Source organism: Streptomyces sp. NPDC022552, from assembly GCF_055561875.1.
In genome coordinates this window covers 186,876-199,787 of record NZ_JBVHGJ010000002.1, presented here as the reverse complement: position 1 = coordinate 199,787, position 12,912 = coordinate 186,876, and the positions used below count along the sequence as shown (strand labels likewise).

Sequence of the window (12,912 nt, the reverse complement as noted above, 5' to 3'; positions counted from 1 at the left end):
CCATGAGTCGACGAGACCGCGTACCGCGCAGGCTGGTGGTGGACGGCACGGTCTGGCTCTGGTCGGTCGGCCATCTGCATCCGCCCTGCCGGGAACTGCTGACGCTGCGCCGCGCCGACGCCCCGCACGCCCAACTGCGCCTGGTCTTCCAGGAGGGCCCGGGCCGGGTGACGCAGGGCGGGTACATGGGCGCCGGCCAGGTCGCGGACACCGGAGACGGCTACCTCAACCTCAACGAGCCCGGGGTGGTGCGCCGTTTCCTCGACGAGGCCACGGCACGCGGCCTCCTCCCGACGGCCCACGGCCTCCACGAGAGCGACGGCTGGCCGCTGTTCGACGCGCTGGTGTCAGCCTGAGCGGCGCGGTCTGCTCGGCGTCGAGCTGGGAGCAAGTCGGTGATGAGGACGGTCCGGACGCGGTCGTGTTCCCCGACGATGACCTTGAGGGTGGGGAAGTAGTCGAGGAGGACCTGACGGCACCGGCCGCACGGGGAAACGACCCCCCGGTAGCGGTCGCCCACGGCCACGATCGTGTCCAGCTCGTGGGCGCCCTGGGCGGCTGCCGCGCCGATGAGTGCCAGCTCGGCGCACGGACCCCCCGTGAAGTGGTAGGCGTTCACCGCGGTGATGATCCGGCCGTCCCGGGCACGGGCCGCGGCCGCCATGGTGTGGTTGTCGCCCCGGCAGCGGGTGCGGGCGATGTGCGCTGCGGCCTGGACGAGTTCGTGGTCGACGCGGTGGGTCTGCGCGGTCATCCGGACTGCTTCCGTCGGGTGCCGGGCGACGGCGAGCGCCGACCGGGGTGTCCTTGATGCGGCACTAGCTCCAGCGGCCCGTGCGTCCGAGGAGCAGCGCGGTGGCCGCCGTACCGGCCGTGGAGGTGCGCAGGACACTGCGGCCGAGTCGGTACGGCTTCGCGCCCGCCGCCTCGAACGCCGCCAACTCCTCGGGAGAGACGCCCCCTTCGGGCCCGACGACGAGCACGATCTCGCCCTCGGCGGGCAGGGACGCGTCGGCGAGCGCGCCGCTCGGGTGGTCCCGGTCCTCGTGCAGGACGGCGGCGAAGTCGGCGCCCGCGAGGAGCGTGGCGACCTGCTTGGTGGTCATCGCGTCGGCGACCTCGGGGAAGCGCGTGCGGCGCGACTGCTTCCCCGCCTCGCGCGCGGTCGCCCGCCACTTGGCGAGCGCCTTCAGACCGCGGTCGCCCTTCCACTGGGTGATGCAGCGGGACGCGGCCCACGGCACGATCGCGTCGACGCCGGTCTCCGTCATGATCTCGACGGCCAGCTCGCCCCGGTCGCCCTTCGGCAGCGCCTGGACGACGGTGATACGGGGAGCGGGCTCGGGATCCTCGTACGTCCCCGAGACCTGGACCGTCAGCTGGTCCTTGCCCTCGGCGGTGAGCACGACGCAGTCGGCCCAGGCGCCCCGCCCGTCCGTGAGGACGAGGTCCTCTCCCCCGCGCATCCGCTTCACGGAGACGGCGTGGCGGCCCTCGGGGCCGTCGAGGAGGAAGGTGCCGGTGCCGGGGACGGCCTCGACGACGAAGACGGGTGCGGTCATGAGGCGCTCCTGTGGGCCTGCGCGGTGAGTGCGGTGTCGAGTTCGGCGGCCAGCACCTCGACCAGCCGGCCGGCCGGGAGGTCGCGGGCCAGCCGGTGCCCCTGGCCGGCCCACAGGGCCATGCCCTGCGCGTCGCCCGCCGTGGCGGCGGCCTTGCGGAGGGGCGCGGTGAGGTGGTGGATCTCGGGGTAGGCGGCGGGGGCGTACGGCCCGTGCTCGCGCATGAAGCGGTTGACGAGCCCGCGCGCCGGGCGGCCGGAGAAGGCCCGGGTGAGCTCGGTGCGGACGAAGAGGGGGTTGGTCAGGGCCTGCTTGTGCAGCGTGTGCGCCCCCGACTCGGGGCACACGAGGAACGCGGTACCGAGCTGGGCGGCGTCGGCCCCCGCGGCGAGGACCGCGGCGATCTGGGCCCCGCGCATGATCCCGCCGGCCGCGACGATCGGCAGCCGCACGGCCTCCACGACCTGGGTGACGAGCGTGAGGAGCCCGGTCCCGGCGAGCGCGGCGTCCGGGTCGTCGCGGTGCGTGCCCTGGTGCCCGCCGGCCTCCACACCCTGCACGCAGACCGCGTCGGCCCCGGCCCGCTGGGCGGCCCGGGCCTCGTCGGGCGAGGTGACGGTGACGATCGTGTACGTACCGGCGCGGGCGAAGGCCTGGAACGTGTCCCGGTCGGGGCAGCCGAAGGTGAACGAGACGACGGGGACCGGGTCCTCGAGCAGGATCGCGAGCTTGGCGTCGTAGGCGTCGTCGCGCCCGTTGTCGGGGTCGCCGAGGGCCGTCTCGTACCAGGTGGCCTCGCCGGCGAGCTGGTGCCGGTACACCTCGACGGCCGCGGGGTCACCGGGCTGCCCGCCGGGCGGCATGAAGAGGTTCACGCCGAAGGGCTGACCGGTCAGCCCGCGCACCTGTTTGATCTCCTGGTACAGCCCGCCGGCGGTCTTGTACCCCCCGGCGAGGAACCCGAGCCCGCCGGCCTCGCAGACGGCCCCGACGAGCTCCGGACAGGACGCTCCACCCGCCATGGGGGCCTGCACGATCGGGTATCGGGAGAGATCGTTCAGCGCGGTGGACATGCAGGCATCGTGTCATACGGAAGGGCGGCATCCGCCCTGCGGATACCGCCCTTCCAGGCATGCCACGCCCAGTCCTACCGGCCGTTGAACGCGTCCTTGAGCCGCGAGAACAGGCCCTGCTGTCCCGGCTGACCGTGCCGACCCGGGGGACAACCCCCGGACCCCCGGCAATCACGCCTACCGGCCGTTGAACGCGTCCTTGAGCCGCGAGAACAGGCCCTGCTGTCCCGGCTGGAACTGACCCGTCGGCCGCTCCTCGCCGCGCAGCTTCGCCAGTTCGCGCAGCAGCCGCTCCTGCTCGGCGTCGAGCTTCGACGGCGTCGTCACCTCGACGTGCACGATCAGGTCGCCACGGCCGCCACCGCGCAGGTGTGTGATGCCGCGCCCGTGCAGCGGGATCGACTGGCCGGACTGGGTGCCCGGGCGGATGTCGACCTCCTCCACCCCGTCGAGCGTCTGCAACGGCACCTTCGTACCGAGCGCACCCGCCGTCATCGGGATGGTGACCGTGCAGTGCAGGTCGTCGCCGCGCCGCTGGAAGGTCTCGTGCGGGACCTCGTGGATCTCGACGTACAGGTCGCCGGCGGGGCCGCCGCCGGGGCCGACCTCGCCCTCGCCCGCGAGCTGGATCCGCGTGCCGTTGTCCACACCGGCCGGGATCTTCACGGTCAGCGTGCGCCGCGAGCGGACCCGGCCGTCGCCCGCGCACTCGGGGCACGGGGTCGGGACGACGGTGCCGAAGCCCTGGCACTGGGGGCAGGGGCGCGAGGTCATGACCTGGCCCAGGAAGGACCGCGTGACCTGCGAGACCTCACCGCGGCCGCGGCACATGTCACAGGTCTGGGCGGACGTGCCGGGGGCGGCGCCCTCACCCGAACAGGTCGTACAGACGACGGCCGTGTCGACCTGGATGTCCTTGGTCGTGCCGAACGCGGCCTCGTTGAGGTCGATCTCCAGCCGGATCATGGCGTCCTGGCCGCGGCGCGTGCGCGAGCGTGGCCCGCGCTGCGACGCCGTACCGAAGAACGCGTCCATGATGTCCGAGAAGTTCCCGAAGCCGCCCTGGCCGAAGCCACCGGCTCCACCGCCGCCGCCGGACGCGGACAGCGGGTCGCCGCCGAGGTCGTAGACCTGCTTCTTCTGCGGGTCCGACAGCACCTCGTAGGCGGCGTTGATCTCCTTGAACCGCTCCTGCGTCTTCGGATCGGGATTGACATCCGGGTGCAGCTCGCGGGCGAGCCGCCGGAATGCCTTCTTGATCTCGTCCTGGGACGCGTCGCGGCGTACGCCGAGTACGGCGTAGTAGTCCGTGGCCACTTACGACTCCGCCAGGATCTGTCCGACGTAACGTGCCACTGCGCGTACCGCTCCCATCGTTCCGGGGTAGTCCATGCGGGTCGGTCCGACCACGCCGAGTTTGGCGACTGCCTCGTCGCCCGAACCGTAGCCGACCGCGACGACGGACGTGGAGGTGAGGCCCTCATGGGCGTTCTCGTGCCCGATCCGTACGGTCATGCCCGAGTCCTTGGCCTCGCCCAGCAGCTTGAGGAGCACGACCTGCTCCTCAAGGGCTTCGAGGACGGGCCTGATCGTGAGGGGGAAGTCATGGCCGAAGCGGGTGAGATTGGCGGTGCCGCCGATCATCAGCCGCTCCTCATGCTCCTCCACCAGGGTTTCGAGCAGGGTCGCGAGCACGGTCGAGACCGTGCCGCGGTCCTCCGTCTCCTCGAAGGACTCCGGAAGATCCTGCACCAGTTGCGGCACGTCCGCGAAACGGCGGCCGACGACCCGGCTGTTGAGCCGGGCGCGCAGGTCCGCGAGCGAGGTCTCGCCGAACGGCGCCGGGCAGTCGATGACGCGCTGCTCCACCCGGCCGGTGTCCGTGATCAGCACGAGCATCAGCCGGGCGGGGGCCAGCGAGAGCAGCTCCACGTGCCGGACCGTCGAGCGGGTCAGCGACGGGTACTGCACGACGGCGACCTGGCGGGTCAGCTGCGCGAGCAGCCGGACCGTACGCCCGACGACGTCGTCGAGGTCGACGGCTCCGTCGAGGAAGTTGTGGATCGCGCGCCGCTCGGGCGTCGACAGCGGCTTGACGCCGGCGAGCCGGTCGACGAAGAGCCGGTAGCCCTTGTCGGTCGGGATGCGTCCGGCGCTGGTGTGAGGCTGGGCGATGTAGCCCTCGTCCTCCAGGACGGCCATGTCGTTGCGCACGGTGGCGGGCGAGACGCCGAGCTTGTGGCGCTCCGTGAGCGCCTTGGAGCCGACCGGCTCCTCCGTCCCGACATAGTCCTGGACGATGGCGCGCAGCACCTCGAGTCTGCGTTCGCTGAGCATCGCGCACACCTCCAGCTGTCGTATCGGTTGCTCCGCATTTGGCACTCGCCCTGTTCGAGTGCCAGGAATCCCCCGGCCAGTGTACGGCGGCGGGCATCGCTCCTGGCAAGGAGGCCGCGTCGGAGGTCGCGTCGTTGCGGATAGCGTCGCGGTATGGATGTCGATTGGGAAGAGTACGGCTGGGAGCGGCTCGGTAACGGGGTGGGGAGGCGGCGGCTGCCGGGCTGGGACGCCACGGTGGGCCTGGTCATGGGCGAGAAGGCCGTCCTCCTGTACGACACGGGCTCGACGCTCGCCGAGGGCGCGGAGCTGCGGGCTCAGGCGGAGGCGCTCACGGGCGGCCGGAGAGTGACGCACATCGCACTGAGCCACCCCCATTTCGATCATGTGCTGGGCACGGCGGTGTTCGCGGGCGCGGAGGTGTTCGGCGCAGTGGGCGTGGACGATCTGCTGCGACGGGAGCGGCACGCGCTGCGGGAGGACGCGGTACGGCACGGGGTGGAGGAGTCGGCGGCGACGGAGGCGGCCGACACGCTCGTGGCGCCGCACCATTCCGTCTCCGGGGAGTGGACGCTCGACCTGGGGGGCCGCCAGGTGCTGCTGGCGAACATCGGCCCGGGCCACACGGCGCACGACCTGGCGCTCTTCGTGCCCGGCGTGCGCGGCGTGCCGGAGATCGTCTTCTGCGGCGATCTGGTGGAGGAGTCGGGAGAGCCCCAGGCGGGCCCGGACGCGCTGCCATCACGCTGGCCGGCGGCCCTGGACCGACTGCTGTCGCTGGGCGGGGAGGACGCGATGTACGTGCCGGGGCACGGGGCGGTGGTGGACGCGGCGTTCGTACGGCGCCAGCGGGATGAGCTGGCACGGCGCTTCTCCGTCGCATAACGTCGCCCAAATGCGCAGCTACAACCCGGACCTGACGCCCCCTTGGAAGCGATCCGCCCCGGTGCCGGAGGTACCGGCGGAGGTGGACCTCGTGGTGGAGGAGGTCTCCACGGGCTTCTGCGGGGCGGTGATCCGCTGCGAGGCGGGCACGGTGACCCTGGAGGACCGCTTCGGCAAGCACCGCGTGTTCCCGATGGAACCGCGGGGCTTCCTGCTGGAGGGCAAGGTGGTGACGCTGGTCCGTCCCGCGGCCGGTCCGACGCGCCCCACTCGTACGGCCTCCGGCTCGGTCGCGGTCCCGGGCGCGCGGGCCCGGGTGGCGCGGGCGGGCCGGATCTACGTGGAGGGCCGGCACGACGCGGAGCTGGTGGAGCGGGTCTGGGGCGACGACCTGCGCATCGAGGGCGTGGTGGTGGAGTACCTGGAGGGCATCGACGACCTCCCGGCGATCGTCGCGGACTTCGCCCCGGCGGCGGACGCGCGGCTGGGCATCCTGGTCGACCACCTGGTGCCGGGCTCCAAGGAGTCGCGCATCGCGGCGCAGGTCTCGTCCCCGGACGTTCTGATCGTGGGCCACCCGTACATCGACGTCTGGGAGGCGGTGAAACCGTCGTCGGTGGGCATCGCGGCATGGCCGGTGATCCCCAGGGGCCAGGACTGGAAGACGGGCGTCTGCCAGGCACTGGGCTGGCCGCAGAACACGGGAGCGGCCTGGCAGCACATCCTGTCGAAGGTCCACACCTACAAGGACCTGGAACCGTCGCTCCTGGGCCGAGTGGAAGAACTGATCGACTTCGTGACAGCGCCCTAGCCCCAGCCGCCCGGTCTTGGGCGCCGTTCAGCCCCGCCCGTTGTGGGCAATCGTTCCGCAGTGCGGAACGGGTGGGCACAGCCCCACAGGGGCGGCGCCTTTCTCGCGCCCCCGCACAGGGGCGGCGCCTCCTCGGGCCCCCGGAACAGGGGCGGGCGCCCCTCGGGCCCGCCCAGGGGCGCCCGCGCGCTCACCGCCCCGCCCAAGGGCGACCCGACCGCCCTAGTCCACCAGGTCCCGAACCACCGCGTCCGCCAGCAACCGCCCCCGCAGCGTCAGGACCGCCCGCCCCGCCGCGTACGGCTCCGCCGCGAGGAGCCCGTCCGCGAGCGCCTTCTCCGCGGCCGCGAGGCCCACGGGGCGCAGGAGCTCCAGCTCCACGCCCTCCCGGAGCCGGAGCTCGAGGAGCACCCGCTCCACGCGACGGTCCTCCGCCGAGAGGACCTCGCGCCCCGCGCCCGGCGACCTCCCGGAGGAGAGCGCCGCCGCGTACGCCCCCGGATGCTTCACGTTCCACCACCGCACACCCCCGACGTGCGAGTGCGCCCCCGGCCCCGCGCCCCACCAGTCGGCACCGCGCCAGTACAGCTCGTTGTGCAGGCACCGCCCGGCCTCCGACGTGGCCCAGTTCGACACCTCGTACCACTCGAAGCCGGCCTCCGCGAAGACGGAGTCGGCGATCAGGTACCGGTCCGCGTGCACGTCGTCGTCCGTCATCGGGACCTCGCCGCGGCGGATCCGCCGCGCCAGCTGCGTCCCCTCCTCGACGATCAGCGCGTACGCGCTGACATGGTCGGGGCCCGCCCCGATCGCCGCCTCGAGCGAGGCGCGCCAGTCGTCGTCGGACTCCCCCGGCGTCCCGTAGATCAGGTCCAGGTTGACGTGTTCGAAGCCCGCCGCCCGCGCCTCCGCGACGCACGCCTCGGGCCGCCCCGGGGTGTGCGTACGGTCGAGGACCTTCAGGACGTGCTGCCGGGCGCTCTGCATGCCGAAGGAGATCCGGTTGAAGCCTCCGGCCCTCAGCTCCGCCAGGTACGCCGGATCCACCGACTCCGGGTTCGCCTCCGTGGTCACCTCGGCATCGTCCGCGAGCCCGAACTCGTCCCGGATCGCCCCCAGCATCCGTACGAGATCACCGGCCGCGAGCAGCGTCGGCGTACCGCCGCCGACGAAGACGGTCCGCACCGGCCGCGGGTCGTCGCCCAGCACCTTCCGGGCGAGGCGTATCTCCTCGACGACCTGCCCCGCGTAGTTGTCCCGGGAGGCGAGCACGCCTCCGGCACCGCGCAGCTCGCTCGCGGTGTACGTGTTGAAGTCGCAGTAGCCGCAGCGCGTCGCGCAGTACGGCACATGCAGATAGAACCCGAGCGGCCGCTCCCGGGCCCCTTCCAGGGCGTGCGCGGGCAGCGCCCCGTCCTCGGGCATGGGCTCACCATCGGGCAGTACGGAAGGCATGAGCCCATTGTCCCGTACTGCCCGAGGTAAGCCGCCGGCCTGTGGACAACCCGGCCGGCCGCGGCTTGCCGAGCCGCGGCGGTTACGCCTCCCGCGCCCCCGCGTACATCTCCTCGATCAGGTCCTTGTACGTCCGCTCCACCACCGGTCGCTTCATCTTCAGCGACGGGGTCAGCTCACCGTGCTCCACGTCCAGGTCCCGCGGCAGCAGACGGAACTTCTTGATCGTCTGCCAGCGCTGCAGGCCCTCGTTGAGCCGGTCCACGTACCCCTGGACCATCTCCTGGGTCTGCGGTGCCGCCATGACCTCCGCGTACGCCTTGCCGCCGAGGCCGTGCTCAGCGGCCCAGCCGAGGATGGCGGGCTCGTCGAGCGCGATGAGCGCGGAGCAGTAGTTCCGGTCGGCGCCGAGGACGACGATGTTGGAGACGAACGGGCAGACGGCCTTGAACTGGCCCTCGATCTCGGTCGGCGCGATGTACTTGCCGCCCGAGGTCTTGAACAGGTCCTTCTTGCGGTCCGTGATCCGCAGATAGCCGTCGGCGGACAGCTCGCCGATGTCCCCGGTGTGGAACCAGCCGTCCGCCTCCAGGACCTCGGCCGTCTTCTCGGGCAGGCCGTGGTAGCCCTGCATGATGCCGGGGCCGCGCAGCAGGATCTCGCCGTCGTCGGCGATCCGGACCTCGCAGCCGGGCAGCGGCTTGCCGACCGTGCCGGTGCGGTAGGCCTCGCCCGGGTTGACGAAGGAGGCGGCGCTGGACTCCGTCAGGCCGTAGCCCTCCAGGATGTGGATGCCCGCGCCGGAGAAGAAGAAGCCGATCTCGGGCGCCAGCGCGACGGAGCCGGACACGGCGGCGCGCAGCCGGCCGCCGAAGGCCTCGCGGAGCTTCTTGTAGACGAGCGCGTCGGCGACCTTGTGCTTCGCGGTGAGGCCGAAGGGCGCGGAGGCGGTGCCGGTGCGGCGGAAGTTGTCCTGGGTGACCTTGGCGTACTCGCGGGCCACTTCGGCCGCCCACTGGAAGATCTTGTACTTGGCCGCGCCGCCCTCGCGGGCCTTGGCGGCGACGCCGTTGTAGACCTTCTCGAAGATGCGGGGCACGGCGGCCATGTAGGTCGGCTGGACCACCGGCAGGTTCACGATGATCTTGTCGATGCGGCCGTCGACGGCGGTGACGTGGCCGACCTCGATCTGGCCGGAGGTGAGCACCTTGCCGAAGACGTGCGCGAGCGGCAGCCAGAGGTACTGGACGTCGTCCCCGGTGACGAGGCCGGTCGCGGCGATGGCCTTGGCCATGTACGACCAGTTGTCGTGCGGGAGGCGGACGCCCTTGGGGCGGCCCGTGGTGCCCGAGGTGTAGATGAGGGTGGCGAGCTGGTCGGCGGTGATGGCCGAGACGCGCGCCTTGACCGCGTCGGCGTGCTTCTCCAGGTACGCCTGGCCGCGCTTCTCCAGTTCGGCGAGGGAGAGGACCCAGTCGTCGCTCTCGACGCCCGTGGGGTCGATGACGACGACGTGGTGGAGACCGGGCAGGTCGGCGCGGGTCTCGCGGGCCTTGGCGACCTGCGCCGCGTCCTCCGCGATCAGCACCTTGGACTCGGAGTCGGAGAGGATGAACGCCGACTCCTCGGCGTTGGTCTGCGGGTAGATCGTGGTGACGGCGGCTCCCGCGCACATCACGCCGAGGTCGGAGAGGATCCACTCCACCCGGGTGGAGGAGGCCAGGGCGACCCGCTCCTCCGCCTGTACGCCCAGGTCGATGAGGCCGGCCGCGATGGCGAAGACCCGCTCGGCGGCCTGCCCCCAGCTGAGCGACTTCCACTCGTCCGGACCCTGGCCGGAAACGGCCGGTACCGGGTAGCGATAGGCCTCCGCGTCCGGGGTCCGCTCGACGCGCTCAAGGAAGAGCGTCGCCACGGAGGGCGGCCGGTTCTCGATCAAGGTCTGTGTGTCGCTCACGACGTCCTCCGGGCGGCGGCGATGCCTGCGGGTGGTGCGATCTGGCGGTGCGTTCTAACTGGCGAGTAACCTTCGATTCGGGGATCAGAGTAGATGGCCGAAGTCCGGCGCGTAAGAGCCTGGCGGCCGCCTCTTCATACCCGGTTGATAACAGAACGAACGCCGAACGGGCCCCCTCGCCGTCCGCGCGGAGACCCGTTCGATGTATCAGTCAGCTAAACAGCCGATCACTTCTTCTTGCCGCCGGCGGAGTCGTCGCTCGACAGGACGGCGATGAAGGCCTCCTGCGGGACCTCCACGGAGCCGACCATCTTCATCCGCTTCTTGCCTTCCTTCTGCTTCTCCAGCAGCTTCCGCTTACGGGAGATGTCACCGCCGTAGCACTTGGCGAGGACGTCCTTGCGGATGGCGCGGATGGTCTCGCGGGCGATGACCCGGGAGCCGATGGCGGCCTGGATGGGCACCTCGAAGGCCTGCCGCGGGATGAGCTCGCGCAGCTTGGCGACGAGCCGCACGCCGTACGCGTACGCGGCGTCCTTGTGGGTGACGGCGGAGAACGCGTCGACCTTGTCGCCGTGCAGCAGGATGTCGACCTTGACCAGGCTGGAGGCCTGCTCGCCGGTGGGCTCGTAGTCGAGGGAGGCGTAACCGCGCGTCTTGGACTTCAGCTGGTCGAAGAAGTCGAAGACGATCTCGGCCAGGGGGAGGGTGTAGCGGATCTCCACCCGGTCCTCGGAGAGGTAGTCCATGCCGAGCAGCGTGCCCCGGCGGGTCTGGCACAGCTCCATGATCGCGCCGATGAATTCGCTGGGCGCGAGGATCGTGGCGCGTACGACGGGCTCGAACACGTCGTTGATCTTGCCCTCGGGGAACTCGCTCGGGTTGGTGACCGTGTGCTCGCTGCCGTCCTCCATGACCACGCGGTAGACCACGTTGGGGGCGGTGGCGATCAGGTCGAGCCCGAACTCGCGCTCCAGACGCTCGCGGATCACGTCCAGGTGGAGCAGACCGAGGAAGCCGACACGGAAGCCGAAGCCGAGAGCGGCGGAGGTCTCCGGCTCGTAGACGAGCGCGGCGTCGTTGAGCTGCAGCTTGTCGAGGGCGTCGCGGAGGTCCGGGTACTCCGAGCCGTCCAGCGGGTAGAGCCCGGAGAACACCATCGGCTTCGGGTCCTTGTAACCGCCGAGGGCCTCGGTGGCGCCCTTGCTCAGGGAGGTGATCGTGTCACCGACCTTGGACTGACGGACGTCCTTCACACCGGTGATGAGGTAGCCGACCTCGCCGACGCCGAGACCGTCGGACGGCGTCATCTCCGGGGAGGAGACGCCGATCTCCAGAAGCTCGTGGGTGGCGCCGGTCGACATCATCCTGATGCGCTCGCGCTTGTTGAGCTGGCCGTCGACGACACGGACGTACGTCACGACACCGCGGTACGAGTCGTAGACGGAGTCGAAGATCATCGCGCGGGCGGGGGCGTCGGCCACACCGACGGGGGCCGGGACGTTCGCGACGACGCGGTCGAGCAGCGCCTCGACGCCCAGGCCGGTCTTGGCGGAGACCTTGAGCACGTCCTCGGGCTGGCAGCCGATGAGGTTGGCGAGCTCCTCGGAGAACTTCTCCGGCTGCGCGGCGGGCAGGTCGATCTTGTTCAGCACGGGAACGATCGTGAGGTCGTTCTCCATCGCGAGGTACAGGTTCGCGAGGGTCTGCGCCTCGATGCCCTGGGCCGCGTCGACCAGCAGGATCGTGCCCTCGCAGGCGGCCAGGGAACGCGAGACCTCGTAGGTGAAGTCGACGTGCCCGGGGGTGTCGATCATGTTGAGGATGTGGGTCTTACCCTGACCCTCGCCCTCGGTGGGCGCCCAGGGAAGACGCACCGCCTGGGACTTGATCGTGATGCCGCGCTCGCGCTCGATGTCCATCCGGTCGAGGTACTGGGCGCGCATCTGCCGCTGGTCGACCACACCCGTCAGCTGAAGCATCCGGTCGGCAAGCGTGGACTTGCCGTGGTCGATGTGCGCGATGATGCAGAAATTGCGGATCAGCGCCGGGTCGGTACGGCTCGGCTCAGGCACGTGGGTAGGAGTCGCGGGCACGCAGGGTCTCGTCTCGGGGCGATGGTCGGATCGATACGTAGGCTCCATGGTCCCACGAGTGAGCGGCTCCGCTCGGTTTGGGCGGAGGTTAGGGGCCCTGATATCGTGGACAGCTGTGTCTCGTACGCCCTCTCAGCGAAGAGGCACACCTCAGAAACAACACCGAACCTGAAAAGGCTCTTTTCGTGGCGAACATCAAGTCCCAGATCAAGCGGAACAAGACGAACGAGAAGGCGCGCCTGCGCAACAAGGCCGTCAAGTCGTCGCTCAAGACCGCGATCCGCAAGGCCCGCGAGGCCGTCGCCGCGGGTGACGTCGAGAAGGCCGTCGTGGCTTCTCGCGCCGCCTCCCGCGCGCTCGACAAGGCTGTCTCGAAGGGTGTCATCCACAAGAACGCCGCCGCCAACAAGAAGTCGGCGCTGGCCACCAAGGTTGCCGCTCTGCAGGGCTGAGCCCCTCTGATGTAACGCCGGACGGGACCCCGCGGGCCCTCTCTCCCGCTCCCAACCGGCACCCCGGACTCGTGCGCGATACGCGTTCGCCACGCGTGCACGAGCCCACCATCACTACGACAAGGCCCCGTCCCCTCCTTCCCCAGGAGCCCGGGGCCTTTGTCGTACCTGCCTCACCCCGACCGACGCGGCACCACGAGCACCTGGGCACACCGGTCCGCCGCCAGGCACGACGGCCCAGGGACGCCACGTTCCGGGGGGACCCGAGAGAGCCGAGAGGCCCA

Annotated in this window: 11 protein-coding genes and 1 pseudogene; 4 read left to right on the top strand and 8 right to left on the bottom strand. The window is 71.1% G+C overall.

The features are described from left to right. The first annotated feature begins 2 nt into the window (after positions 1-2). Entirely contained in the window at positions 3-356 is a 354-nt protein-coding gene (locus ACZ3OF_RS05750; RefSeq protein WP_361679881.1) for a hypothetical protein, read from the top strand. 26 nt (positions 357-382) lie between these two features. On the opposite strand, the pseudogene ACZ3OF_RS05745 reads toward ACZ3OF_RS05750, so the two are convergent. The 5 genes and pseudogenes from ACZ3OF_RS05745 to hrcA form a co-directional block, all read right to left on the bottom strand. Next, positions 383-754 (bottom strand): annotated as a pseudogene (locus ACZ3OF_RS05745) (cytidine/deoxycytidylate deaminase family protein); the annotation flags it as partial. A 64-nt stretch (positions 755-818) separates the two neighbouring features. Beyond that, complete coding sequence (locus tag ACZ3OF_RS05740; protein ID WP_361682010.1) at positions 819-1,562, bottom strand: 16S rRNA (uracil(1498)-N(3))-methyltransferase; 744 nt, start codon at positions 1,560-1,562, stop codon at positions 819-821. Next, positions 1,559-2,635 (bottom strand): nitronate monooxygenase, encoded by a 1,077-nt coding sequence (locus ACZ3OF_RS05735; RefSeq protein ID WP_467303043.1) that lies wholly within the window; start codon positions 2,633-2,635, stop codon positions 1,559-1,561. The genes ACZ3OF_RS05740 and ACZ3OF_RS05735 overlap by 4 nt, the downstream gene beginning before the upstream one ends. Positions 2,636-2,812: 177 nt before the next feature. Beyond that, on the bottom strand, positions 2,813-3,952 hold the full coding sequence (gene dnaJ / locus ACZ3OF_RS05730) for a molecular chaperone DnaJ (RefSeq protein ID WP_361594062.1): 1,140 nt from the start codon (positions 3,950-3,952) through the stop codon (positions 2,813-2,815). Then, positions 3,953-4,972 carry a heat-inducible transcriptional repressor HrcA gene (gene hrcA, locus ACZ3OF_RS05725; protein ID WP_361434985.1) on the bottom strand — a complete coding sequence of 340 codons (1,020 nt, stop codon included), beginning with the start codon at positions 4,970-4,972 and terminating at the stop codon, positions 3,953-3,955. It lies immediately after the preceding gene. Positions 4,973-5,125: 153 nt separating this feature from the next. Here hrcA and ACZ3OF_RS05720 point away from each other — a divergent pair, with 153 nt between their 5' ends. Next, entirely contained in the window at positions 5,126-5,857 is a 732-nt protein-coding gene (locus ACZ3OF_RS05720; protein ID WP_467303039.1) for an MBL fold metallo-hydrolase, read from the top strand. 10 nt (positions 5,858-5,867) lie between these two features. Beyond that, on the top strand, positions 5,868-6,668 hold the full coding sequence (locus ACZ3OF_RS05715) for a DUF3097 domain-containing protein (RefSeq protein ID WP_361682001.1): 801 nt from the start codon (positions 5,868-5,870) through the stop codon (positions 6,666-6,668). Between the two features lie 222 nt (positions 6,669-6,890). On the opposite strand, the gene hemW is transcribed toward ACZ3OF_RS05715, so the two are convergent. The 3 genes from hemW to lepA form a co-directional block, all read right to left on the bottom strand. Beyond that, entirely contained in the window at positions 6,891-8,123 is a 1,233-nt protein-coding gene (gene hemW, locus ACZ3OF_RS05710; RefSeq protein ID WP_361681998.1) for a radical SAM family heme chaperone HemW, read from the bottom strand. 82 nt (positions 8,124-8,205) lie between these two features. Then, entirely contained in the window at positions 8,206-10,080 is a 1,875-nt protein-coding gene (locus ACZ3OF_RS05705; RefSeq protein WP_361681995.1) for an AMP-dependent synthetase/ligase, read from the bottom strand. Positions 10,081-10,307: 227 nt separating this feature from the next. Further along, positions 10,308-12,176, bottom strand: a complete 1,869-nt coding sequence (gene lepA, locus ACZ3OF_RS05700; RefSeq protein WP_361681992.1) for a translation elongation factor 4 — start codon at positions 12,174-12,176, stop codon at positions 10,308-10,310. 185 nt (positions 12,177-12,361) lie between these two features. Between lepA and rpsT the strand changes: the two genes are divergently transcribed. Then, entirely contained in the window at positions 12,362-12,628 is a 267-nt protein-coding gene (gene rpsT, locus ACZ3OF_RS05695; RefSeq protein ID WP_137989361.1) for a 30S ribosomal protein S20, read from the top strand. The last annotated feature ends 284 nt before the right edge of the window (positions 12,629-12,912 follow it).